This window comes from Paenibacillus sp. NPDC057967 (assembly GCF_042887015.1).
Classification (GTDB): domain Bacteria; phylum Bacillota; class Bacilli; order Paenibacillales; family Paenibacillaceae; genus Pristimantibacillus.
This window is the reverse complement of the sequence record NZ_JBHVQB010000007.1, coordinates 360,743-386,567: the sequence shown is the minus strand read 5'-3', so window position 1 is coordinate 386,567 and position 25,825 is coordinate 360,743. Positions and strand designations below refer to the sequence as shown.

At 46.6% G+C, this 25,825-nt stretch carries 25 protein-coding genes; 24 read left to right on the top strand and 1 reads right to left on the bottom strand.

What is annotated here, in order from left to right; all coding sequences use genetic code 11:
- Positions 1-5 precede the first annotated feature (5 nt).
- The 6 genes from ACFVSO_RS20175 to ACFVSO_RS20150 all read left to right on the top strand — a co-directional run bounded on the left by ACFVSO_RS20175 (position 6) and on the right by ACFVSO_RS20150 (position 5,151).
- Positions 6-638: a hypothetical protein gene (locus ACFVSO_RS20175; protein WP_387476881.1), complete on the top strand. Its 633-nt coding sequence runs from the start codon at positions 6-8 to the stop codon at positions 636-638.
- 17 nt (positions 639-655) lie between these two features.
- Complete coding sequence (locus ACFVSO_RS20170; protein ID WP_387476879.1) at positions 656-1,672, top strand: glycosyltransferase family 2 protein; 1,017 nt, start codon at positions 656-658, stop codon at positions 1,670-1,672.
- A complete protein-coding gene (gene glf / locus ACFVSO_RS20165; protein WP_387476877.1) occupies positions 1,672-2,784 on the top strand; it encodes a UDP-galactopyranose mutase in 1,113 nt (370 codons plus the stop codon). The genes ACFVSO_RS20170 and glf overlap by 1 nt, the downstream gene beginning before the upstream one ends.
- 362 nt (positions 2,785-3,146) lie before the next feature.
- The gene (locus ACFVSO_RS20160) at positions 3,147-3,752 is read left to right on the top strand and encodes a DUF2239 family protein (protein ID WP_387476875.1); all 606 of its coding nucleotides are present in this window, start codon (positions 3,147-3,149) and stop codon (positions 3,750-3,752) included.
- A 49-nt stretch (positions 3,753-3,801) separates the two neighbouring features.
- The gene (locus tag ACFVSO_RS20155; RefSeq protein ID WP_387476874.1) at positions 3,802-4,242 is read left to right on the top strand and encodes a DUF1330 domain-containing protein; all 441 of its coding nucleotides are present in this window, start codon (positions 3,802-3,804) and stop codon (positions 4,240-4,242) included.
- Between the two features lie 18 nt (positions 4,243-4,260).
- Positions 4,261-5,151: an alpha/beta fold hydrolase gene (locus tag ACFVSO_RS20150; protein ID WP_387476872.1), complete on the top strand. Its 891-nt coding sequence runs from the start codon at positions 4,261-4,263 to the stop codon at positions 5,149-5,151.
- Positions 5,152-5,285: 134 nt separating this feature from the next.
- Here the strand turns inward: ACFVSO_RS20150 and ACFVSO_RS20145 are convergent, their stop codons facing one another.
- Complete coding sequence (locus ACFVSO_RS20145) at positions 5,286-5,738, bottom strand: VOC family protein (protein WP_387476870.1); 453 nt, start codon at positions 5,736-5,738, stop codon at positions 5,286-5,288.
- Positions 5,739-5,965: 227 nt separating this feature from the next.
- Between ACFVSO_RS20145 and ACFVSO_RS20140 the strand changes: the two genes are divergently transcribed.
- From ACFVSO_RS20140 to ACFVSO_RS20055, 18 genes are all read left to right on the top strand, one after another.
- Complete coding sequence (locus ACFVSO_RS20140) at positions 5,966-7,360, top strand: hypothetical protein (protein ID WP_387476868.1); 1,395 nt, start codon at positions 5,966-5,968, stop codon at positions 7,358-7,360.
- Between the two features lie 395 nt (positions 7,361-7,755).
- Positions 7,756-8,370, top strand: coding sequence for a suppressor of fused domain protein (locus ACFVSO_RS20135; protein ID WP_387476929.1), 615 nt, complete (start codon positions 7,756-7,758; stop codon positions 8,368-8,370).
- A gap of 544 nt (positions 8,371-8,914) precedes the next feature.
- Positions 8,915-9,937 carry a LacI family DNA-binding transcriptional regulator gene (locus ACFVSO_RS20130; protein WP_387476866.1) on the top strand — a complete coding sequence of 341 codons (1,023 nt, stop codon included), beginning with the start codon at positions 8,915-8,917 and terminating at the stop codon, positions 9,935-9,937.
- A gap of 16 nt (positions 9,938-9,953) precedes the next feature.
- A complete protein-coding gene (rbsK, locus tag ACFVSO_RS20125) occupies positions 9,954-10,862 on the top strand; it encodes a ribokinase (protein WP_387476864.1) in 909 nt (302 codons plus the stop codon).
- A 155-nt stretch (positions 10,863-11,017) separates the two neighbouring features.
- Complete coding sequence (locus ACFVSO_RS20120) at positions 11,018-12,529, top strand: sugar ABC transporter ATP-binding protein (protein WP_387476862.1); 1,512 nt, start codon at positions 11,018-11,020, stop codon at positions 12,527-12,529.
- Positions 12,526-13,488 (top strand): ABC transporter permease, encoded by a 963-nt coding sequence (locus tag ACFVSO_RS20115; protein ID WP_387476860.1) that lies wholly within the window; start codon positions 12,526-12,528, stop codon positions 13,486-13,488. Before ACFVSO_RS20120 ends, ACFVSO_RS20115 begins: the two co-directional genes overlap by 4 nt.
- Positions 13,485-14,429 (top strand): ABC transporter permease, encoded by a 945-nt coding sequence (locus tag ACFVSO_RS20110; protein WP_387476858.1) that lies wholly within the window; start codon positions 13,485-13,487, stop codon positions 14,427-14,429. The genes ACFVSO_RS20115 and ACFVSO_RS20110 overlap by 4 nt, the downstream gene beginning before the upstream one ends.
- A gap of 5 nt (positions 14,430-14,434) precedes the next feature.
- A complete protein-coding gene (locus tag ACFVSO_RS20105; protein ID WP_387476856.1) occupies positions 14,435-15,466 on the top strand; it encodes an autoinducer 2 ABC transporter substrate-binding protein in 1,032 nt (343 codons plus the stop codon).
- Positions 15,467-15,494: 28 nt separating this feature from the next.
- Positions 15,495-16,004 (top strand): ureidoglycolate lyase, encoded by a 510-nt coding sequence (locus tag ACFVSO_RS20100; protein WP_387476854.1) that lies wholly within the window; start codon positions 15,495-15,497, stop codon positions 16,002-16,004.
- Positions 16,005-16,094: 90 nt separating this feature from the next.
- Entirely contained in the window at positions 16,095-17,405 is a 1,311-nt protein-coding gene (locus ACFVSO_RS20095) for an ArgE/DapE family deacylase (protein WP_387476853.1), read from the top strand.
- Between the two features lie 67 nt (positions 17,406-17,472).
- Positions 17,473-18,204 carry a glutamine amidotransferase gene (locus ACFVSO_RS20090; RefSeq protein WP_387476852.1) on the top strand — a complete coding sequence of 244 codons (732 nt, stop codon included), beginning with the start codon at positions 17,473-17,475 and terminating at the stop codon, positions 18,202-18,204.
- A 185-nt stretch (positions 18,205-18,389) separates the two neighbouring features.
- The gene (locus ACFVSO_RS20085; protein ID WP_387476851.1) at positions 18,390-19,010 is read left to right on the top strand and encodes a nitrite reductase; all 621 of its coding nucleotides are present in this window, start codon (positions 18,390-18,392) and stop codon (positions 19,008-19,010) included.
- 270 nt (positions 19,011-19,280) lie between these two features.
- Complete coding sequence (locus ACFVSO_RS20080; RefSeq protein ID WP_387476849.1) at positions 19,281-19,610, top strand: metal-sensitive transcriptional regulator; 330 nt, start codon at positions 19,281-19,283, stop codon at positions 19,608-19,610.
- A gap of 489 nt (positions 19,611-20,099) precedes the next feature.
- Complete coding sequence (locus ACFVSO_RS20075) at positions 20,100-21,095, top strand: LacI family DNA-binding transcriptional regulator (RefSeq protein ID WP_387476847.1); 996 nt, start codon at positions 20,100-20,102, stop codon at positions 21,093-21,095.
- Between the two features lie 26 nt (positions 21,096-21,121).
- Entirely contained in the window at positions 21,122-22,117 is a 996-nt protein-coding gene (locus ACFVSO_RS20070; protein ID WP_387476845.1) for an N-acetylglucosamine kinase, read from the top strand.
- A gap of 138 nt (positions 22,118-22,255) precedes the next feature.
- Entirely contained in the window at positions 22,256-23,182 is a 927-nt protein-coding gene (locus ACFVSO_RS20065; RefSeq protein WP_387476843.1) for an ABC transporter permease, read from the top strand.
- A 34-nt stretch (positions 23,183-23,216) separates the two neighbouring features.
- Positions 23,217-24,107, top strand: coding sequence for a carbohydrate ABC transporter permease (locus ACFVSO_RS20060; RefSeq protein ID WP_387476841.1), 891 nt, complete (start codon positions 23,217-23,219; stop codon positions 24,105-24,107).
- Positions 24,108-24,139: 32 nt separating this feature from the next.
- Positions 24,140-25,792: an extracellular solute-binding protein gene (locus tag ACFVSO_RS20055; protein WP_387476839.1), complete on the top strand. Its 1,653-nt coding sequence runs from the start codon at positions 24,140-24,142 to the stop codon at positions 25,790-25,792.
- Positions 25,793-25,825: the final 33 nt, after the last annotated feature.

Below are 25,825 nucleotides of genomic sequence, written 5' to 3'. Positions count from 1 at the left end.
GTCGTATGGAAAACGAAAAATTAGCAGATCGTAAAAATAGCTCGAAAATTTTAGGATTTTGGCATAGCTACAGAAATAGACATCCCAATACCGCTCAATTTCTAGTATTCTTTATGTTGAGTAATGGAATAACCCTATTGCAGTTTGTGTTAATGCCTCTATTTAAGAGAGTCTTTTCCCAAACTTCTTTGGTAAGCACGAATTTTCAAGTGCTGTTTTTTGGTCAAAACTTCGATGGAAGTGACTATTATGTATTTGATTATGCAGCGGGTTCGCTTGCAGCGGGAGGCGGAGGCGGGCTTGCCTATTTTTTAGCTGTTCAAGTCACAATCGGAATCGCACAGATCATTAATTTTTTTGCTCAGAGAAGCATTACCTTTAAATCTAACGCCAATATTTGGATTAGTGCTTTTTGGTATGCGGTTGCTTATATTGTAATTACGATTGGCGCGGCTGCAGCGCAAGGGTTTTATAAAACGCCTGTTTACAACTTGTTTATCAACACCTGGGGAATGGGAGGGATCGGGGAAACCATCGCAGATGTGATCACAATGATTATTAACAGCGCCATTTCGTTCTGGGTCTTCTTCCCGATCTTCAAAATCATATTCAAACAGAAGCGTGAACAATCAGCTTAATGAAAGTAGGGTTTGCAATGAAATTATTATCAGTCATCATTCCTTGCTATAATTCTCAAGATTATATGAGGTATTGCATCGAATCCTTGTTATCTGGCGGGGAACGCGTTGAGATACTGATAGTAAATGACGGATCGACCGATCAAACGGCTCAAATTGCTGATGAATATGCCAGACAATATCCCACTATTATAAAAGCGATTCATCAGGAGAACGGCGGGCATGGAGGGGCGATCCATACAGGTATCCGACATGCTTCCGGGATCTATTTCAAGGTCGTGGATAGTGATGACTGGGTAGATCCGCGAGCTTATCTCAAAATTTTAGACACTCTGGCTGACTTCCATGCAGCTACAGAGTGTGTAGATATGATCATTACCAATTTTGTCTATGAAAAAGAAGGCGCCAAGTATAAAAAAGTGATGAAATATGAAAATGTCCTTCCAGTGGGAAAAGTTTTCACCTGGGAAGACGTTGGGACTTTCCGCAAAGCGCAGTATATTCTGATGCACTCTGTTATCTACCGAACGCAGATACTTAAAGATTGCGGCCTTGAGCTTCCAAAGCATACCTTTTATGTTGATAATTTATTTGTGTATCAGCCGCTTGGACATGTTAAGAAAATGTACTATATGAATGTAGATTTTTATAGATACTTAATTGGCAGGGAAGGTCAATCGGTTCAGGAAAATATTATGATCAGAAGAATCGACCAGCAAATTAAAGTGAATAAACTTATGATTGAAACGATGAAAACGGGAAATATTCAAAGTCCGAAGCTTCGTGCGTATATGCTTCATCATCTGGAAATTGTAACGGTCGTTTCGTTCATTTTATTAATTCGTTCGGGTACAAAAGAAAATTTGATGAAGAAAAAGGAGCTCTGGAAATACATCAGGAATCAGGATGTAAAAATGTATCGTGCCTTTAGATACGGATTTATGGGGTACTTATTAAATTTGCCAGGCCGGGCAGGAAGACGTATTTCCGTAGGGGCATACAAAATATCGCAGAAAGTTGTAGGATTCAATTAATGAGTGTGAAATATGACTTTTTAATCGTGGGTACTGGTCTTTACGGTGCGGTGTTTGCACACCAAGCGAATGAGGCAGGAAAAACCTGTCTCATTATAGATAAGAGGAGCCATATTGCAGGGAACATTTATACGGAAAAAGTCGAGGATATACATGTACATCGCTATGGTGCGCATATTTTTCATACGGCTAATCAAGAGGTATGGAAATTTGTTAACCGATTTGCCGATTTCAATCGATATACGAATAGTCCATTAGCCAATTATGATGGCGAGATTTATAATTTGCCCTTTAATATGAATACATTCAATAAATTATGGGGTGTGACGACTCCAGATGAAGCCAAGAAGATCATTGAACAGCAAAGGGAAAAAAGCTATGTTGAAAACCCGCAAAATCTGGAGGAACAGGCTATTAGCCTCGTAGGCAATGAAATTTATGAAAAACTGATTCGCGGTTACACGGAAAAGCAATGGGGTCGTCCATGTACGGAGCTGCCGGCCTTTATTATTCGAAGGTTGCCTGTTCGATTTACTTATGACAATAATTACTTTGACGATCCTTATCAGGGTATTCCTGTGGGCGGCTACACTGCGATGGTCGAGCGAATGATTGATGGTATAGAAGTTAAACTCGATACGGACTATCTGGAGAACAAAACGTATTGGGATAGCCTTGCGGACAAGGTCGTGTATACGGGTCCTGTAGATGCTTATTTTGACTATTGTTTTGGCGTTCTGGAGTACAGAAGTTTACGGTTTGAGACAGAGGTTTTGAACACGGACAATTATCAAGGAAATGCTGTCGTAAATTTCACTGACCGTGAGACCCCCTACACTAGAATCATCGAGCATAAACATTTTGACTTCGGCAATCAAGACAAAACGATTATCACACGCGAGTATAGCGTCGAATGGAAATTGGGCGATGAACCTTACTACCCGATCAATGACGAGAAAAACAATGCCCAATATGAAAGGTATAAAACGTTGGCCGAGCAAGAGAACAGTGTCATTTTCGGAGGCCGTTTAGGAGAATACAAGTATTACAATATGGATAAAATCGTGGAGACTGCTTTGCGTAAGGCAGCGGAGGTTTTAAGCTCTCAATGAATGCAGTTCCCAGGCAAAGGTTTTTGTTCGTTCAGTTCATTAGATGTAAATCTAATGAGCTTTTTTTATATTTGGCTATGTTCAATCCTGATGTTATTTTTACGATAAGAAAACCGTCTTCTTGTGAAGTGACCCCGCCGCTGCGCTGTTAAAATAAGCTAATGGGCAGTTTTGCGACAAAACACAACATGCACAACATAAAGCAATACTAGCCCTCAACAGCGCGGTTTCTCTTAGGCCGTCTTTTGCATTTATTCCTTTCATAACGAATGAGAAAAGATATTTTACCCGGGTAATATTGATTTTTTATTTTTATCCGGGTATAATTGGTGAGACAATCAGAGAGGAGGTCAGAATGAGTAATGCTAACGCGCTTTTACTGCACGGCATTTTTGGGTGTGGGAGTCGTCGCCAGTGGTTCATTACAGCACGTTGTTACTACAGTGAAGGATGCTCTGGATGACAGAGACCTCACACAGTTGCTTTTATTTGACGATTCCACGGGGAAGCCAGTAGATGTTGATTTTCGTGGGAAGACAGATGATGTACTCAAACGATTAGGAGAACAGTTTGGTGTCTTACCCGGTATGGAAGTGAATCACGAGCCTATACGGCGGGTCGGTCGACCCAAGCTGGGGGTTGTTTCTGGTGAGGTTACGTTATTGCCACGGCATTGGGAATGGCTAAAGAGTCAACCTGGAGGGGCGTCGGTAACATTACGAAAACTAATTGATGAGGCTCGCCGTACTGGAGAAAAACAGAGCAATATCCGAGAGTCACAAGAAGCAACATATAAATTTATGACAGCTATGGCCGGGAACTTCCATCAATACGAAGAAGCTCTGCGGGCACTGTATGCTGGTGATTTGGAACGTTTTTACCACTTCATCGATGACTGGGCACCTGATATCAGAAACTATGTCAAAAGATTAGCCGCTAATGCATTCCCTGAAGAGAACTATGAATGAAAGCATTTGGAGGCGTAAAGTATTAAAATGAACTACGAAAGGAGCCGCTATGAAAGAGTTTGAATCTATTCGTTACATCGAACCATCGCAACGCGCTGGCATGAGGTTCATGCAACGAGGCATTGAGGGCAGCATCGTCATGTTGAACCTGCTGCGTTTTCGTGATGTTGCTGATTATACAGCCAATCCTGAACTAACGCCGGAGGACCCAATCAGCGGTGCCGAAGCTTTCAACCGCTATATGGAGCACACCCTCCCCTTTCTCCGTGAAAGCGGAGGAGAAATCATGTTTCTTGGTGATGGCGGAGAGTTTCTTATCGGACCCGAAGACGAAAGATGGGATCTTGTTATGCTGATCCGTCAGAGCAGTGCGCAGTCGTTTCTTGCTTTTTCAAGTCATCAAGACTACCTGGCCGGTATCGCGCATCGGACTGCAGCGATCGAAGATTCACGCCTTCTGCCTATGGCAGAACTTCCGATATCGAATTAATTGGAGGAGAACATGATCATGAATATTCTGAAAGTCAACGGCGTTGATTTGGCCTATGACAGTTTCGGTAACGATAATGACGAGGCTATTATCCTAATCGCCGGGCTTGGAACCCAGATGATACGATGGACGGAACCGTTTTGTAAGATATTAGCAGCGCGGGGCTTTCGCGTAATCCGCTTTGACAATCGCGACGTAGGATGCTCGACACACTTTAGCCATTATCGGGCGCTGGATTTTGACGCACTGGCGACTGCTCTCATGTCAGGACAGCGACCGGACATCCCTTACACTCTCGATGACATGTCCAACGACGCTATTGGACTGCTCGACGCCCTTTCAATTGACCGGGCACATTTCGTTGGCAGGTCGATGGGCGGAATGATCGCCCAGATTGCAGCCAGTGAGTACCCTGAACGGGTTTTATCACTCACCTCCATTATGTCTAGCTCCGGTAATCCCACCCTTCCGCAAGCTTCCCCGGATGTTATGGCGATGATGACCAAACCGGCGCCGAACCCCTTTGAGGATGAAGCAGGATTTTTGGCGCACAGCCTCTCTTTTGCCAAACGCATCGCCGGCACTGGCTATCCGTTCGAAGAAGACGCTTATCGGGCACTCATTCTGGAGGAAGTCCAGCGAGCCTACGATCCAGGCAGTGTCGGACGACAAATTGCTGCGATCGCTGTCTCCGGTGACCGTCGTCCGCGGCTGGCGACAATAAAAGTACCAGCACTTGTCATTCATGGGGTGGATGATCCCCTGTTCGTCCCGGCGTGTGGCGAGGACACGGCTTCTGCAATCCCAGGCGCCGAGCTAATGTTGGTTGACGGCATGGGACACGACCTGCCGCAGCAACTGTACAAAGTAACTGCTGATGGCATAGAGCGAACGGCTCGTCGCAATTGACACACAAAAGTGGAAACGATCGAATAAGCGCCGGTTTCATGATCACATCGTGAGCCGGCGCTTTTTTTGTGGAATTTTTTCAGAGGCGGCTTCTTGAGCTATCGTACCCGTTAGCCTGAGTCCCTATAAGTGGTTTATTTGTTACCGAGTTGTTCCGCCAAACCGATCAGAAGACCATCTTTTCCACGAATGTAGCAGAGCTTATACGAGTTCTCGTACTGAACCACTTCGCCAACGAGCTGAGCCCCATGCTTAGTGAGTCTGGTTACCAATTCTTCAATGTCTTCAACGGTGAACATGACGCGTAGATAACCGAGAGCATTTACAGGAGCAGTTCGGTGATCTGATATAGTAGGCGGGGTGAGGAATTGCGAAAGTTCAAGTCGGCTGTGGCCACCTGGGGTAATCATCATAGCAATCTCTACACACTGCGTACCCAGCCCTGTTACACGACCAGCCCATTCACCTTCGACAGTAGCTCTCCCTTCGAGCTTCAAGCCAATCTCCTCGAAGAAAGCGATTGCGTCATCAAGGGATTCTACAACGATGCCAACATTGTCCATTCTCAGTAATTTATTTTCTGCCATAGTTTTATCTCCTTATGTGTGCAAATTTATTCTTAACAATTCGGAGTTACGATATGATCTCCTGCTTATCGAGCTGAATTCCAGCAATGCGAGTACTCTTGTCACTAAATCTTAAAGGATGACCTTGTTTGTAAATATGTTCATTAGAGGTAAAATCTATTAAAGTAGAAATGAACAGTAATGTTGATGCATGAGAAGATAATGAAAATTGAAAGGGGAGTGAAAGGATGAATAATGAATTTCATTTTATGCCGATTAGCCAAATCGCCAATCAATTTCCTGAAAACTCTTGGTGGGCGAAGTTTTACAAGGATTTCAACGATGAGAACCTTGTCGCTTATTATGAGGGGGATTTGACACTGCCGTTCCTCAATCTGGATTGGTATATGCCTTTCCCGCAGCAAGAAGGGGTTACCATCCTTTTTATTAATGGAAACCTCACAGTGGACAACCTCTATAATAGTGAAATAGACGGCGCCATAGCTCTTATGGTGACAGGTAACCTGAGTGCCAAAAATATCGCCGTAGGCGGTCAAGAGATTTATGTGACGGGCAATTTAACGGTGGAGGAGATATTGTGCGGCTCCTATAACCATGGAGAGATGATTGTTGAAGGCAATCTTAATGCCAAGGTTTTAGTCCAAGACGGTGAGTATCGCTTCAAAGCAGAGGGGCAGCAAAGCATCGTATGTGCGGTAAACGTGTGGGATACGGACGCCGTCTGTCAGGAGCTTCCGGTCGATATTCGGAAAGTATTGATTGATGATGTTTTTCTGGACAACGAAGAGGAAGAAGTCGATTTTTCTTTTGGCATGCTGGTGTCTGTACTTAAGAAAGGGCAATCCGCATTGCTTGATTGGAATGAAGCTCTCCAAAGAAAGAAAGTAGATCATTTATATTTCAATTACAACACCATCAATGAAGAAAACATACTGAAATTGACGCAGTGTATTTTGATGACGGAAGATCAGCCTTATTTTGAGTTTGAGGAGCATGACGCCTATTTCAAAGTTCAGCGGGAGCATATGGGTGCTGATGGAGATAAACGGAACCCCAGCGTTTACATCAAGACGGCTCAGCACCATTACTTTATTTGGCTGGATGACGATCATTCTATCAGCTTGTTAATGAAAACAGATGATGAAGGGGACGAGTGGGAGGATATTAACGAAGAAACCTCAAAGCCATTGGCTGAATATTGGATCATGCTGCTGACTTGCGTGAATGTAGCCGAGCTTTATTTGCCGAATATTGAGGTTAAGGATGTGCAAGACATTCTGCTGCACCCTGTCATACAGGAGCTGGACCACTATGGGGAGGAGAATGACGGTTTCTGGGACGGTTCCAAATATTACGGCTTTCGTCGTGATGCATATACAGATGAGGATGGATACTGCTTTGCTGCCCGGATTGATATCGAGACTCCTGATGGAGCTTTTTATTTCTATACGCTGGATAACGACTCCTATGTTTCTCGGCATTATCAACCTCCTAACCATCATGCTAGGCAGGACATGCCTTTTTTGGACGCCAAGCGCTGGGAGGCATCAGAACGGTATTTTGATAGATTCAAGCAATTTATTTCTCGGAAAATAAGCGCAGACGGGAGTCCTGTGGGGTAATGATGAATGCAACTCCAATCACTTTGGGCAAGTGTGCGGCAATCGAAGACGATTACTTTATGTTTGCATTTAAGCCGGATGAGCTGGATGACTCGCAGTAAATCCATTTCATATTGCCGATGACATTGCTGACATCGATGGCTATTCCGCTAAGGATCTATATGCAGTCGGACGAAATAGGATATATCACTACAACGGTCAATCCTGGGAGGAATGCAGCGCATCCACTGATGATATTCTCATGAGTGTCATATGCGCAACAAGCGGCGTCATTTGGGTGTGCGTCTTCAATGGAGTCACTTTGCTTTGTATGGGCTCAAAAATGATAAATATACTCGACAATAAAGGTTGGAGTGAGTTAAAGCACCCTGATATGTTATGAAGAAAAAAAGGTGATGGAAATGCAAAGGAATAGAGAGTCAAGCCAAGAAAAAAATCTGGACTTCGATATCAGAAGAACCATGATTCTTCATTTATATATGAAAGAATGGTCTATGCCAGAATATAGAGTCATCATGACAAAACCGGAGATTGGCGTAACAATTGAAATTTATTATTTCCCATCCATGAATGATCATATTCCAGCACGATTCGCAACAGTTGGCCTATCTAACTCCATTCGAAAATCTGGAAAACCTACCGAGACGGAATGGATGCTAGCGTTAAAACCCGATTTGGGACAAGAAACCATTGATCGCATATTTACCTATTTCTGCGACCTCATTGCCCATAATATCGAACATATACAATCTTCGGAAGTACCACGAGTCATGACGGAGAGCGCGCTCGCACCAGAGAACTGGACGACAAAAGCCCTATTGATTGATGAACTAAGAGGGGAAAGTGAGGATTTTGAACAAATAAAAATAGGCGAAGAAACCATTAGTGTCTTGTGGGTCATACCCATCACTTCTAAAGAAGCACGTATCATTTTACAAGAAGGCATAGATGCTTTTGATGCCTACATAGAAAATCTTTCGTATTCAATCATAGATCCAACCCGTCCTTAAGAGACGGAGGAAATACTTAAAAAAAGCCCGGTGACAGTCAGGTGTTTATTCCTGATTCCGCCAGGCTTTTTTTGTGTACATGTATGATGCACATTTTGGAGGAAATTGCGTAAACGTTTTGACAAAGAAATAGTGAGAAAATGAAGTCTTTATTGAGGAGTGATGGCTTATTCTATCTCATTTTTGGAGGAATGAATGATCGTTAGATTTCTAACAAATTCGCATGATTTTTATTGGATCATGATTATTTCCAATGAAAACCTTACTTTTATGTAAGAATAGTTAACACAAATACAAAAATACATCGATATTTATATTTAAAATAAACATATACCTAACTCTATAATGTTACATGTGATTCATGTAACCGTTTTATTTTTTGATTTTTCGAAAAAACCTATTGTAATCTGATTGATCATGAACTACAATAAAACCAGAAATTGCGTAAACGTTTACATTATGCGGGTGGAAAAATGAACTAATATCGTTTATTATCAAAGGGAAATATTGAGAAAACGTTATGACAACAAATTAAGGAAGGGGGGTGGCTAAGACGAACAAGGAAATCACCATTAAAGACGTAGCTAAGCAAGCAGGTGTCTCTGTAGCTACGGTGTCCCGAGTAATGAATGGACGGGATCGCGTAAGCGAAGCCACTCGCAAGAAAATACTCAAAATAATCGAAGAGATGAACTTTGTGCCGAATACGATGGCTGCATCGATGGTCAATAAAAAAACCAACATGCTCTCTGTCGTGGTGCCGGAGATTCAGAATCCCTTCTACACCGCAGTAATTGGCGGTATGGTCGAGGTAGCCAAGAAGGAAGGCTTCACTACTCTAGTCGTCGCCACGAATAGCGATGAGGCAGAAGAGGAAGAATTTTTTGAAAGCTTTCTTGGGAAAAATGTGGATGGGATCATCTTAATCGGTACGCATAAGGATGCAGAGTTTTACCGGAATATCCGCAAGCCTACCATTCTTGTCGACCGTTATATCAATGATTGCGGACACGATGGTGTCTTGATCGATAACTTCCGCGGCGCTTACGAAGCGACCAAGCACTTCGTGGACTATGGTCATGAACGTATTGCTATTATAGATGGGGCGCATGATTTTAACGACGGCAAGGACCGTTATTGGGGATATCGTCAAGCTATGCATGAGAGCGGTCTGACACCCGATCCTGCCTATCACAAGCAGGGGAATTGGCTGGAAGAGGACGGTTACCGGTTTACGACGGAGCTTATGCAATCCGGGCAGCCGCCGACAGCCATATTTGCAGCTAACAACGTCATCTGTACAGGCGCGATTAAGGCGATACGCGATTTGAATCTCCGAATCGGGGAGGATATTTCTTTAATTGGTTTTGATGATAACGAGCTTGCTCAGTTCGTGCAGCCTAGAGTGACCGTGGTGAGCAGACCGACAAGAGATATGGGAATTCAAGCAGCGGAAATGCTCATTCAAAAAATAAAGGGTGAGCCTAAGGAACGAACGAAGCTGAAAAAAATGATATTGGATGTGGAATTGAAAAAATTCGGCTCAGTCAAAAGACTGAAGGAGTAGCAGTGGGGGGAAAGCCATGGCGAGGATCCTGGTAGTGGGCAGCATGAATATGGATATTGTCACAAAGGTTGAGCGTCACCCGATTCCCGGCGAAACGATGCAGGGCAACGAGACCCGTTTCTTTATTGGAGGCAAGGGGGCTAATCAGGCGGTTGCCGCCGCTCGATCGGGTGCTTCGGTCGCTATGGCCGGGGGACTCGGAGCGGATTCCTTCGGCGTCGACATACGCAGGGGATTGGCGGAAGACAGGATTGATCTTGATTATGTGGCCGAGAAGGCATGTATGACGGGGGTTGCCTTGATTACAGTAGATGAAGCAGGCGAGAACAACATTATTTTGTCCTCAGGCGCTAATGGAAGATATGGTGCGGACGAGGTGGATCAATTGGACTTTTCTGGATTCGACCTCATTTTGCTGCAAAATGAAATATCATCTGAAGCCAATGGAAGGGTACTGGATAAAGCGGCAGAGAAGCGTATTCCGGTATTTATGAATCCTGCTCCAATAGCCGGGTTTGACCAGAGCCAACTGAGCAAGGTCACGTTCCTCATTCTGAATGAGGTCGAGGCCGAGGCGCTAAGCGGCATCCGTATTGAAGGAAGCGGCCAGGCACTGGAGGCCGGGAAGAAAATGCTTAAAGACGGCATTCCTCAACTCATTATTACTTTAGGAAGCAAAGGCTCGATCTATATGGACCAATCCGGAAGTCTAATCACATTTCCCGCATTTTCGGTTGATGCAGTGGATACGACAGCGGCCGGAGACACCTTCATTGGAGCGTTCGCAGCCAAATATGTAACGGGAGCAGAGCTGCGCGATTGTCTGCGCTATGCGACAGCAGCATCGGCGCTTGCTGTATCTAAGCCAGGCGCCCAGAGTTCGATTCCGAGGGATGATCAGGTACAGTCGTTCCTGACAAAGTAGAATAACCGATCAATAAGGGCATGATAAAAAAGGTAATAGACGGGGTTTCTTTCCTTGAAAGGGACACCTGCATTCTCTGACTTTGACGATTTAACGCTTAGACTTGTTAAAGTTATCCATAAAGCAGCTCAGTAAGGTGAATAGGAGGTCGAACGATGAGACATCCGGTTTTGAAAATGGAAGGCATCAGCAAGGAGTTCCCAGGGGTCAAAGCGTTATCCAATGTTAGCTTTGAATTGTATCCCGGCGAGGTTCATGCGCTTATGGGAGAGAACGGAGCAGGAAAGTCTACACTGATGAAAATTTTGTCCGGCGTATATTCACCGACGCAAGGGACGATCAGACTGAAGGATAAAGAAGTGACATTCGGCAATCCGCTTGACGCCCAGCGGCAAGGAGTGTCCATTATTCATCAAGAATTCAATTTGTTCTCCAATCTGACAGCCGCGGAAAATATATTTATCGACCGTCCTGAGATGGTGGGCAGATTCGGACGAATACAATGGTCCAAAATGTATGATGAGGCGCAGCGTTTGGTTGATTCCATAGGAGGAGGTGAAATTGATGTCCGCCAGGAGGTCCGGCATCTCGGAGTCCATAGCCAACAAGTAATCGAGATTGCGAAAGCGCTGTCTTTTAAGGCGGATGTGCTCATTATGGACGAACCGTCGGCCGCACTCCCGGAAAACGAAGTGAAAAAAATGTTTGATGTGGTCAATCGGCTCAGGGCGCAAGGCGTAGCCATAGTGTATGTTTCCCACCGCATGAAGGAAATATTTGAAATTGCGGATAAGGTAACGGTGCTGCGGGATGGAACCAAGATTGATACCCGAGGGATCGAAGAGGTGACCGAACAGAGCTTGATCCAAATGATGGTGGGCAAAGAGGTCGGCCAGCTATATCCGGTAAGGGAGCAAAAGCAGGGTCAAGAGGTTGTGCTGAAGGTCGATCAGCTGTCGCTCGATTCCGCACATCGTGTATCCTTTGAGCTGCGAAAGGGAGAGATATTAGGGTTGTTCGGTGTTCCGGGTTCAGGCACGCATACGATTGCCGAGCGATTATTCGGTCTAAAGCGGGGAACGGGTGAAATCACCATTCGGGGGACAGCGGTTAAAATCAATAGTCCGAGCCAGGCTAAAGCGAAGAAGATTGCCTATGTTCCGCCGGATCGTCACCGTCAAGGCATCATTAAACCGATGTCCATCCGGCAAAATCTGACGATCCCGATGCTGCCCCAGCTCTCCAGATACAGGGTGCTGGACGAAGAGCGGATTAAAGGGATGAGCAAGGAGTATATGGAGAAGCTGAGGATTAAAGCGCCCAGCGACGGACAAAGCGTTGACTTTCTGAGTGGCGGTAATCAGCAAAAGGTCGTGATTGGCAAATGGCTTGCCACGAATCCGGATATTCTTATTCTGGAAGAGCCGACTCGGGGAGTTGATGTCGGAGCGAAGGCGGAGATCTACAATATCATTCATCAACTGGCCGAGGAAGGATTGAGCATCCTGCTGATTTCATCCGAAATGCCGGAGGTCATTGGCCTCAGTGATCGGATACTGGTGCTGTACAAAGGCATGATCGTACATGAATTTGCACATGGTGAGGCTGACCAGGAACAATTGCTGCAGCGTGCTTCACACCCTCTCCCAGAAGGAGGCCACTTATGAAACGCCTACTCAATGTGCATGAAGCGCCTATTATCTTATTTACCATTCTCGTCATACTGTTGTTCTCCATCATTTCACCCGACTTCTTGCAATTCGAAAATATGAGGCTGATTCTGGATCAGAATGTCTCCATGTTTATCGTGGCGATCGGGATGACGATGGTCATTCTTCTGGGGGGCATGGATTTATCCGTCGGCTCTGTGCTGGCGGTGACAGCGACTTCTGTCGGGTTGTTTCTCAGCCATGGCATTCATCCGTGGATAGCAGCCGCAATGGGGATATGCATCGGAGTTCTATGCGGCATGGTTAATGGCTATTTCATCGCGGTGAGGAAAATACCGGACATCATTGTCACCTTGGCCACCATGTACATCTTCAGGGGCATTGCGGTAGGGATTAGCGGAGGAACCTGGATGACGAACTTTCCGCAAGGATTTCGATTTTTCGGACAAGGGTATTTGCTCGGCTTTTCCTTTCCGCTGCTAATAGCCGTCATTCTGATCGCGATTTTCATCTATTTAATGAAATTCACCCGCATGGGCCGAAGAATCTACTCCATAGGAGGGAATGGCCCGGCAGCCAAGCTTGCGGGAATCAGTGTAGCCCGAACCAAGTTTAAGGTTTATGTATTAACCGGCTTACTGGTCGGGATCGCCTCGGTTATTTTCGCAGCCAAGGTAGGCAGTGTACAAGCCTCGACAGCAGGCAGCGGTTTGGCATTTGAAGTCATGGCAGCCGTTCTTATCGGTGGAGGAAGCATATTTGGAGGAGTCGGTACCGTAGCCGGAACGATGCTGGGTGTGCTATTTATGGGTATTGTCAAAAATGGACTCATTATATCCAAGGTGTCTCCGTTCTGGGTCGATGCCGCAACTGGTTTTCTGATTATTCTGGCAATTGTCATTAATACGCTGCAGCGCATACGGCAAAACAAAGGGAAAGAGGGGGATTTGGTATGAGTGCATGGACAAGCCGGTTCCCGTTTAAAGGAAATAAGCTGATTGTTCAAATGCTGCTACTGCTCGTCATCATCGTCCTGTTCAGCTTCTTGTCTCCCTATTTCCTGACCGTCACCAACATTATGAATGTGCTGAATCAGATGGTTGAAGTAGGGCTGATCGCCATTCCGATGACCATGATTATTATATCCGGTGCTATGGATCTGTCAGTCGGCTCTATTCTGGCTTTCTCCGCTGTATGTATGGGAGTTGCCTTTGAGCGGGGCCTCGATATATGGATCAGTGTGATCATTGGGCTGCTGGCTGGCTTGCTGTGCGGGGCGGTTAACGGCTATCTGATCGCAAGGCACCGCATGCAGGCTATTGTCGTCACCATTGGCATGCTCGTGATGCTGCGGGGTCTGGTCTACGTGATCAATCAGGGCAGACCCATTAGCGGCTTTCCGGATGCATTCTACTTTATGGGCCAGCAATATGTCGCCGGCATTCCGGTTAATGCGATTTTCCTTGTGGTGATGTTCCTCTTGGCCAGCTTCGTGATGAAGAAAACAAGATTCAGCACCTATGTGTACGGGATTGGCAACAATGAAGAGGTTGTTCGCTACTCAGGCATCTCGGTCGTACGCATACGGTTTATCCTCTTTATGCTTAGCGGATTGTTTTCGGCCTTGGCGGGTATATTTCTGGTGTCGCGTCTGGCAAGCGCTGAGGCGACATCGGGTACCAATATAGAGCTGGATGTTATTACAGCGACTTTGATAGGAGGCACACATATTTTTGGTGGAAGGGGGAGTCTTTCAGGGACATTTGTCGGGCTGCTGATTATCGTGTTTTTGCGTAATGGATTGAATCTATTAGGTGTATCCGTGCTTTATCAGGCAGTTATATTAGGGGCATTGCTTCTGCTTGCTGTAGGAAACAAAAAATTCAATGGAGAGTGAAACCTATGAAAAAGCTGGCATTGACGTTACTGACGGGTGTATTGGCTTTGAATTTGGCAGCATGCGGAAGTACAAGCGGGAACCAAACGGATAACGGAGGCAAAACGAACCAGGGGGCTTCGGGAACTAGAACGTACTTTATGAATCCCAAGTCCATCGGCCCTGCTTATTGGGCGGCGGCTGAGAAAGGCGCGAAGAAGGCGGAAGCCGATTTGAAGGTAAAGGTTCTGTTCAATGCGCCGACAGAGGCGGATTCCTCCAAGCAAATTAATATGATTCAGGATATGCTGACCCGCAAAGTAAGCGGTATCGGTGTATCGCCCAATGATGCGAAAGCGGTAGGTCCTGTGTTCAAGAAGGCGGCAGGCCAAGGTGTCAACATTGTGACCTGGGACAGTGACGCGCCGGACACAGACCGCCAATATTATGTCGCTCCGGCTACAGACCAGGAAATCGGAGAGCTTCTGGCCAAAACGATCGGAGAGGAAATCGGCGGCAAAGGACAGGTCGCGTTCATGGTAGCCGGTCTTGGCTCACAAAACCAGATTGCCAAATCCAATGCGTCTAAAGCTTATTTTGCAGCGAACTATCCGGATATTGAGGTCGTAACGACTGTCGCGAGCGACGATGATCAACAGAAGGCGTATGCCAATGCGCAAAACCTGCTTCAAACCTACCCTGATCTGAAAGGCATTATTGGATTTGCTGGTGGCGAACCACCTGCTGCAGCGGAGGTAGTAGAGCAAGCTGTAAAGGCAGGTACTTTGGAGAAAAACCAAGTGGCCATAACAGGCATTGCCGTGCCGAGCCTCGTGAAAAATTACATCAAGAACGGGACGATTAAAACAGATATTATTTGGGATCCGGGCAAGCTGGCTTACGTAACGGTCTATATTCTGGATCAACTGGCTCAAGGCAAGGAAATCAAGGACGGTATGGAGATTCCGACGATTGGGACAGTGAAGGTTGACGGACAAAGTGTCTTTATTGGCACGCTTGAAGTCACGAACGATAATGTGGACAGCTTTGATTTCTAATAAAACCCCCTGAAAGGAGGCGGCCTTAATGGAGTATAAGGTGCAGATAGAAGTCTTGACGGAGGAGGCTTTCGCTCCCTATGGCAAAGTAGTGGATGTGCCGGCGATTGATCCCTCCAAATCCGGCGACGGGTGGGATTGCTGGAGCTATGTGCAAATGCTGGACGTATGGGAGCCCATCGGATTTGGCCTTGTGATCACCAAGCGACGCGAATTTGTCGTCACGGCCATGGAGAGGCATGTCAGTCGTGAAGAGCTGCTGCTTACCTTTGATCGAGAGATTGTACAACCTGTAGCAAAATGCATCGACATCGACGATCCGGATGAAAACCCGGACCCATCCACCGTTAAGTGCTTCCGAATCAAGCCCGGACAAGCTATCGTCATCAACCGGGGGGTCTGGCATAGCCCGGCCTACCCGGCTTCGGACGACGCGCGCTATTTGTTCGGCATTGAGAAGAAGAAGGATAAATTCGGCGATGAGATGATCAATCCGTGGGTTGATTTTGTGGGCGGTAGCACCGTTCGATTCGAATAAGCGAGCTGGTACGGCTCCTGATACTCTTGCTTACAACAGCAACGGATTCATGTTGTATCAGGAGAGTGCTGCCAAAAAGGAGAGAGAGAGATGAACCAAGAACAGAGAGTGATGGAATGGATCGAGAATCATCAAGATGAAATTATTCATTTTTTACAGCAGCTTATTCAAATTCCGAGCGTCAATCCCTGGTTCTTCGAGGAGCCGGCGCCATCCAAAGAGAAGGACCTGCAACAATTTCTTGCCGGCAAGCTGGAGAAGCTCGGCGCAGATGTTGAGATGTGGGAGCCCGTCGCTGATGAACTAAAGCAATATGAAGGCATGGCGGGTTATTATCCGGGAAGAGATTTTACGGGCAGACCCAATCTGGCGGCTACGTTTGGCAAAGGAACGGAAGGCAAGTCCCTGCTCTTGTTCGGTCATATTGACGTCGTCATGGCAGGCTCAAAATGGACGGTCGATCCCTTCGAGGGCAAAGTGATCGACGGGAAGATGTACGGCCGCGGCACCGTTGATATGAAGGGCGGAGTCGCAGCCATGATTATGGCCGTCGAAGCGATTCTTCGCAGCGGGTTTAAGCTTAAAGGTCCGGTTGTCGTCGGCACGGTTGTCGATGAGGAAGCGGGAGGCATGGGAGCGCTTGATTTCATCCATCATGGCTATCGAGCGGATGCATGCATTTTGACAGAACCGACCTCACTAACGATTGCCCCGCTTTGCCGGGGAATATTATGGGGCAAAATCAAGATTCAAGGCCGCAGCGGTCATATTGAGATGCCGCAGGCGGATTGGCAGGACGGCGGCGCGGTGGATGCGATTAAGAAAGCGAGATATATTCTGGAGCATCTGGACCGCTTGAATGAGCAATGGGCTGTGAACAAGACTCATCCCTACTTGGCGATCCCTTGTCAGGTGCATGTCGCGCAATTAAACGCTGGGGAATATCCGACCTCCTTCGCGAATGAGGCGGAAATCGTATTTAATGCGCAATACTTGCCTTCGGAGCGTGACGAGAAGCTTGTAGGGGGCAACGTAAAGAAGGAATTAATTGACTTTCTGCGTGAGGTATCGGAATCAGATCCTTGGTTGCGAGAGAATATGCCGGAAATCGAATGGCTGGTGGATGCCGATTGTGCGGAGACGGATGTGTCTCACCCCTTTGTACAGACCTGTGTCCAATCCTTGAAGGCGATTGGAGAGGAAGGGAAGATCGAAGGACTAGGCTTCCATACCGATATGGGCTGGCCGGTGAACGTCGGCATTCCGACCGTTAACTTTGGACCTGGCGACCCAAGTCTTGCCCATCACAGCGATGAATTTACACCTGTCGATGAAGTGATTCAGGCGGTCAAGATGATTGCCAAAACGATTGTGGACTGGTGTGAAATCGAGGAATCGTAAAAATGAAATCTAGACAGCCCGTAGGTATAGGGCCTGGTGATATAAAAATACGGAGGTGCTTGAACTGATGAAAATTTTATTTGTTGGCGAATCCTGGGTCGTGCATATGATTCATACGAAAGGTTATGACAGCTTTACCTCGACCAAGTACGAGGAGGGAGCAACCTATCTGCTGTCCTGTCTGCGTCAGGAGGGAGTCGACGTTACCTATATGCCTGCGCATGAAGTACAGGTGCGTTTTCCTCAATCGTTGGAAGAGCTCAAAGCCTATGATGCAATTGTGCTTAGCGACGTAGGGGCCAACACATTCCTGCTTCAAAATCCAACCTTCTATCAAATGCAAATCATTCCGGACGCCCTTGAGCTAATCAAGCAATATGTAGCTGAAGGAGGCGGCCTGCTGATGGTTGGCGGTTATCTGACCTTCATGGGCATCGAAGGAAAAGCCAATTACCGAAATACGATATTGGCCGATGTGCTGCCGGTTGTCATGATGGATAAGGATGATCGGGTAGAGAAGCCGAGCGGCTTCTCGCCCCACGTATCGCAGCCACATCCGCTGGTCAATGACCTGGGAGAATGGCCTAAGCTGCTAGGGTATAATAAGCTGTCCGCCAAGCCGGGGGCAGAGGAACTGCTAAGCCATGAAGGCGATGCTATTCTGACGGTCGGAACCTACGGAGCGGGCAAGACCGCAGCATTTGCAAGCGATTGTTCGCCGCACTGGGGATCATTGGAATTTATGAACTGGGAGCACTATTCGGCCTTTTGGTCCAAGCTTATCAAGTATTTGAAATAATGGATCATTAAATATTTTTATACGCCCTAACAGGCGCCTGCTGGCTCGATGTCAGCAGGCGCTTTTTTTATCTTATTTGCATAGGGTAGAGGGGTATTGTGAAAATGCATTGACTATATATAGGGTGGAGGGGTATACTACTTTCAAAGTGATTCGTTAAGTCTGAACGGAGGAGAGGAAGAATCGTGGGGGAAAAAGTGAAAATAGCTATAAGCCCAGTGATTCAACTTGGCGGCAGCTTGTTCACGCCAAACCAACTTGTGCAAATCGGCAATCTTTTAGGATCAGATGCTAAAGTGGAAATGACCCCCTTCAAACAGCTCTATGCAGAAGTGCCGATCGAACAAAGGGAAGCCATTAAGGAAGAACTTGAGCGTTATGGTCTTGAAGTGAATCCTGCGGGGTTCGTAACTAAAAGTCTAATTGCCTGCAATTTCTGTAAAGGTGCCGAAGAAGCGGGGCTTGAAACAGCAGCAACCTTGAATATAGCAATAGCTGGCATCGAAACGCCTACACCGCTAAAAATCGGCTATGCCGGTTGCGCGTTAGGGACCAGCGAACCGCTGATTAAGGATATCGGCGTTGTCAAAATGCGTGATACGTTTGATATTTATGTTGGCGGTGAACCTAAGGGGCTAAAAACCTCCTTCGCCAAGCTGCTTCGTTCAGGAATGACGGAAGACCAGCTTATTCCCGCAGTTACGGCCATCATTGATTTTTATAAGGAGCATGCAAAAGGCAAGGAAAAGTTCAGCAAATTTGTGAATCGGATTTCGCTTGAGCAGTTGCAACGGATCGCAGATTAAGGAATCATCGACGATTGTGATGGATGAGAAGGTGTTGGTTGGATTCGCAGAGAATTTCAGTGAATAAGCGGATTGTTGAATAAAGCGGAAGGTGGCTTTCCGTATAGATATCGTTCACCGAAAAGCAGCTCACGCTTAAGCTGAGCTGCTTTTTCGGTACGAGGAAACTTACGAATAAGCTGGCTTGCGCAGTCGTAAATAGGGGACGTCTGGCCTCCCTTTACATAGGGGGTAGGCGATGTTAATCTAACTAAGAGGGAGTTGATTCAAATGGATAAAACGACACATGAGGCCACCTCAATCGACCATACATCTTCTGTAGAGCGCAAAAGTCATCATTCCGAAAAAACAAAGCTCAGTTTGATTCATCGACTGAATCGTATCGAAGGACAAGTGCGCGGGGTTAAAGGACTGATCGAAAAAGACACATACTGTGATGATGTGCTGCATCAAATCGCTTCCATACAATCCGCTCTGAATGGACTGGGTAAACAACTGTTGGAACACCATTTAAAAAGTTGTGTCATTGAACGGATTCAAGAAGGCGATCGCGAAGTTTTGGATGAACTCATGACTACTGTAACCAAACTAATTAAATAACTGAAAGGGGGAGGGATCACACCGATTCTCCACCTTTTTTGTTTTTAGGCAGCCATTTTACGGCATTTGTGCTTCCCCCAATAATAAGATTGACGGATAGAAGGTGTGGTGGTAATATGTACCTATAGTTTAAACCTTTAAACTTTCCCGGGCGAAATAGTAGCAAGTAAGTATAACCTCATTGGGATTGATTTTCGTGTGTTGAGAAATCCCTTACCTGTTTCCAAGGTTTTCAGCGCTTTTGCTAAAAGTTTCAGATATAAATTTTTTTAAGTCAAAAGTTTAAACCTTTATACTTTTGACTAGTGAGTGAAACACTTTGGAGTTTGGAATAAGAAACGTGTGAAGATGGACAGGGGTGGCACAAAAACGGTACCATGAGCAGCTCCAAATTGACAACCATCGAGATGGGTGCTAGCATTACGTTGGAATTTTAACGTTTAAACTTAAGCGTAAATGCTAAATGATTTAAAGGAGAAAGAGGTCCAAATGAACATACATGATGTGGTAAAAAAATCTGGTTTATCTATTGTAACCGTATCACGGGTCATCAATAATTCACCGACCGTTCGCGAAGTGAACAGGCAGAAGGTGCTGAAAGCGATGGAAGAGCTGAATTATCAGCCTAACTCAGCAGCGCAAAGCCTGGTTCGCGGCAAGACTGGCATCATCGGGATGTCGATTACAAATTTGAACGATTCCTTCTATGATCGTGTGATTAAAGCTGCAAATCGAAAGCTGGCAGATCAGGGTTATTTTTTGACACTGTCTATTTCGGAGCATGAAGGCGAAGGCGAAACCAACAATTTCTTGTTTCAGCGAGATCGTGTGGATGGAATCATATTGCTGTCGCCCATTGAAGAGGAGCAGAATGTAGCCGAGCTGAAGAAGAAGAGAATTCCGTTTATTCTGCTAGATAATCAATATGAGCATGATGATGTTTCCAGCGTGTTGGTGGATAACTTCCAAGGGGGGTACGATGCGACTAAACATTTGATTGATCTTGGACATACGAAAATTGCTCATATTGGAGGGCCAACGATCTTTTTGAGCGTAACAGAGAGAAAGAGAGGTTATGTGCAGGCATTAGCTGACGCCGCTTTAACTCCTTTTGCGATTGAATATAGCGGTTTTACAGTAAGCAGCGGCTACGATGTAGCCAAAAAGTGGATTAGAGAGGATACGCTGCCTACGGCAATCTTCGCAGGGGATGACTTCATCGCACTTGGTGTCATTCATGCGCTGCGAGAAGAGGGCATTATGGTGCCGCATGATGTATCGGTAGTAGGCTTTGATGATCAGAAGCTAGCGTCCGAGTTTTTCCCGAGATTGACGACGGTGCGGCAGCCGGAAGCGCAGATGGGCAGTATTGGCGTGGATTTGCTGCTCGAACAAATCAATGGGCAAATGGAAGCGCCAACGGTGACGAAGCTTAGTCCACAGCTATTGGTACGAGAATCTACTGCTTATTTGAAGCAATCATAAATGAATGTTTAGGAGTGAGTCAGCCTGTGAAATATTATTTGGGAGTCGATGCAGGTGGAAGTAAAACCTATGCGCTGATTACAAATGAGAACGGCGATATAGCCGGAATGGGGAGGGGAGGGAACGGCAATCACCAAACAGACCGGACGCAGGCGGAGATAAGCTTGAAGGAAGCGGTGACGGGTGCGCTGGAAGAAGCGGGATTAACAGAAGAGCAAATTCAGTATGCCTGGTTTGGACTTGCCGGCGCCGATCGTGATAGCGATTACCGCATCCTGCGCCCGATTATTGCCAGTCTGAACTTACCGCGAACGGAGATATCCGGCGATACGATGATTGCGATGCGGGCAGGAACGGAAAATCCCTTTGGACTTGTCATTATATGCGGATCTGGAGTCAATTGCTCGGGTACCAATCAAGCTGGAGAGCTATTCCAATGCGGCGGCTTCGGCTATCAATTCGGCGATTTCGGCGGAGGTTATGATCTGAGCGTTGAAGTGTTTCGCAGCGTAGTCCGGGCTTACGAAGGCAGGGAAACGGCGACAGAATTGACGGATAAGCTGATCAAGCTGCTGGGTTACTCCAGCGTAGCGGAGCTTAGGGATGATTATTTGGATCATGACAGGCATCTGCCGGTCGACGTAGCGAGACTATTGTTTCAGGCTGCTGAAGAAGGAGATGAGACAGCGATCAGGCTGCTGGTCAAGCAGGGTGAGGAGCTAGGGCTTGCCGCAGCCGCAACCATTCGCCAATTGGATATGGGCGGTGAAACGTTCGACATTGTGCTTGCAGGCAGTCTGCTGACGAAAGGTGATCAAGCCGGCATGATTCGCTCGGCGATCGAGCGGAAGGTGAAGCAGGCGGCAGCGAACTGCACATTAACGGTTTTGAAAAACGAACCGGTTATCGGGGCGGTTATTCTGGCCATGGAACGCAGCGGGCTGCAGATGACCCGGGGGCTGATGAACAAGCTGATGCGGACGCAGTTGAATAATATTCGCAATATTCAAAATATTCAATGAAAGGATGGTTCAGTTTATGGATAGCCATCGTTTTGAAGAATTTTTGCAAACGGTTTCATTTTCGCGTTTAAGCTTCTGCTACGTGGATGACAGACTGCTCATGGTATCTGCTTCCGCAGGCAAGGAGGATGAGCGCCAGTGAAGACAGCCCCTAAGCCGAGCTTTCTGCAACAGTTTTGGAAGCAATGGGATTTGCAGTCTATGGTTATTCCGGGCGTTATCTTTATTTTTATCTTTAGTTATATTCCGATGTACGGTGTGTTGATGGCTTTTCAGAAATACGATATTTTTGCGGGAATTTGGAAAAGCGAGTGGGCCGGCCTGGCAAACTTCCGGATGTTCTTTCAGGCGCCGGAGTTTCTGAACATTATGCGCAATACGATCGCGATTAGTCTCTTTAAGCTCGTCATCACTTTCCCGGCTCCGATTCTGCTGGCGCTTATGCTTAATGAAGTTCGTCATATGGCATTCAAGAGGATTATTCAAACGGTAAGTTATCTGCCTTATTTTCTGTCTTGGGTGATTGTGTCCGGCTTCGTATTCTCACTCCTCTCTGTTGATAACGGAACGATCAACATTGTACTTCAAAAGCTTAATCTTATCGAGCATCCTATAAACTTTTTGGCGATACCTGAATACTTTTGGACGATATTAGTGAGCGTTAATGTATGGAAGGAGATTGGCTTTGCGAGCATTGTCTATCTTGCCGCGATAGCCGGCGTAGATCCTACGCTTTATGAAGCCGCTTCCATCGACGGGGCGAGCCGCCTTAAGCAAATTTATCTGATCACGCTGCCCAGCATCGCGCCGGTCATTATCATATTTATGATCCTTGCAATCGGCAATCTATTGAGTGCGGGCTTTGAGGATATCCTGCTGCTGGCAACCAACCCGATATTGCGGGATTACTCCGATGTTATTGACACTTATGTATATCGCGTAGGCATTTTGAAATCGCGCTTCTCGTATGCGACTGCCGTCGGATTGTTTAAAGCTGTAATCAGCGTCACTTTGCTCATTGTGGCGAACAGATTGGCAAGAAGAGCGGGCGTGAGCTTGTGGTAAGCGATATTCGACGACATAGTTGGGGTGATGAAATATGAGGCTTAGTCTCGGTGATAAAATCCTGCAACGCTTTATCTATACGGCGCTGGCTTTGCTCGGGATCGTGATGCTGTATCCTTTTTGGAACTCGCTCGTCATATCGTTCAACCTGGGAAGCGATACCTCACTGGGCGGAGTAACGTTTTGGCCAAGAGCATTTACGCTCGAGAACTATGGCATTGTATTTGGAGATCACAGGCTAATTCATTCCTTTTGGATATCCATTATTAGAACGGTCAGCGGAACGGTATTATCGGTTTCTTTGACGGCGCTGCTGGCTTACGGTATGTCGAAAAAAATGCTTCTGATGCGCAAGCAGTATATGGTTTTCTTTATTGCAACGATGTTTTTCAGCGGCGGATTGATTCCGACGTTCATGCTGGTACGCTCGCTTGGAATGATCAATACGTTGTGGGTCTATATTATTCCCGGCCTGATCAGCGTCTACCATATGATCGTGATCCGCACCTTCTTCTCCGCGCTTCCCGATGGTCTGGAGGAGTCGGCGAAGATAGACGGCTGCAGCAATTACGGCATCTTTTTCCGCATCGTGGTACCGATCTCCGGTCCGGTGCTGGCGACAATCTCGCTGTTCACAGCTGTCGGGCATTGGAATGACTGGTTTACCGGAGCGATCTATGTGTCGAAGGATGAACTGCTGCCGATTCAAACCTTGCTGAGGCAAATTATGAACTCCAACATTATGACGGAGATGTCATCAGCCAACGCAATCGCGCAGGAGCATATGAACCGCAATCGGACGGTTACGACAAAATCGCTGACGATGGCGACGATGATGGTTGCTACTATTCCTATTATTTTGACCTATCCGTTTTTACAAAAGTATTTTGTAAAAGGAGTATTGATCGGGTCGATGAAGGAGTAGTTTCAATATAAAAAAAGAAAGTAGGGGAAAAGATGAACATAAGGTGGAGATGGTTTTCGCTTGCGAGCATGGCATTGCTTATTTTTCTTGCCGCTTGCTCCAATGCGGGCGAGGGCGGGACGAACAGCCCGGGTCCAAGCAGCTCGAATGCAACTGGAGAGGGAAATGAAGAGAGTGGCGTGGACGGCATTAAGCCGGTGACCTTCTCTTTCTATGGGCACTATGATTGGTTGACAACGGCCCCATGGGGGGACAACGAAGCTACGAAGTGGATTCAGGATAACCGCAAAGTTACGGTTCAGCCTATACAATCGGGCGGTGCCGCTGAAGAAAAGCTGAATACCATGATTGTCGGCAATGATTTGCCGGATGTTATTTTCACAGACCGGGGGGCTGTGGTTGAGCGCCTGGTGAAGGCAGGCAAGCTGGTTGCGCTTGATGACTATTATGATAAATATCCGAATTTCAAAAAGTATGTGAAGGAATCCACGATGAATCTTCTTCGCTCGGATGACGGGAAGATCTATCAAATTCCGAATTGGTATACTTCAGGAAAATTCGGCAACGGCGGCTGGATGGTCAATAAAGATATATATAATGAGCTGGGCAGACCAGCATTGGAAACCTTCGATGATCTCTATGCTTATTTGATTCAAGTAAGAGATAAATATCCGAATGTGGTGCCGCTCGAGGTTGGAGAGAAAGGCGCAGGGCTGGAAGTGATGTACGGCGGATTCAAAGAGGATTCCACGAGCCAAAATATTAGCTTAATGGGCTACCCGGATGGCAACCGGCTTGTATCGATATACGAGGATAGCGCTTTTGAAGAGCTGATGCTGTATATCAACAAGCTGTTTAGAGAGAGGCTGATTACGCAGGACGCCCTGCAGCAGACGCAGGATGCAGTGAAGGAAAAAGTAAATACAAGCCGCGTTGCCGTGATGATCGAGTCCAATATTACAACCTATGGCGCGGAAGGGCACCGCGCGCTGACAGCCTCCAATCCAGACAGCGGCTATGAAATTATTTGGCCGATTCGCAAAGCCGGATTGAATAAGGATAATGTTTTTGTCAGCGGCTTTGAAAGCCTGGGCTGGAATGTCAACGTCATTACAACCGAGGCGAAAGATCCGGAAGCGATCTTTGCTTACTATGATTGGATTACGGGACCCGAAGGCCAGAAGGTGCTGTTCTTTGGGCCAAAAGGCTTGTACTGGGACGAAGAGAATGAAGACGGTTCGCCCATTCCGAATGAAACCTACACGACTGTCGATGCTAACGAACGCACGGAAAAAATGAGAAAGTTCGAGGATTTCAACTGGGCGGGCAACACCAGCTTTATCGACACAGCAAAAATGAGTCTGGAGTCTTCGCTTTCGAAGTCGCAACAATCATGGGAGACGATCGCGCAATCCACTGTGACTTGGGCGACTTCCAAAGACATTACAGAGTTCGTCAATACCGAGCCGCTGCCAGATTCCGAGATTGGCGTAATCTCGCAAAATGTTCATGACATTTATACTGTGTCTTTTGCGAAGATGCTTCTTGCCAAAACGGAAGATGAAGTAAAAGCCGTCATGGAGCAGGCCAAAAAAGATTCTGAAAAAGCGGGCATGGCCAAGCTGCTGGAGTTCAGAACGGAGAAGTGGCAGGCGAACGTAGAGAAAATGAATAGGGGACATTAAGGACTGGCTCATACATGTGCGCGCGTGCTTTGC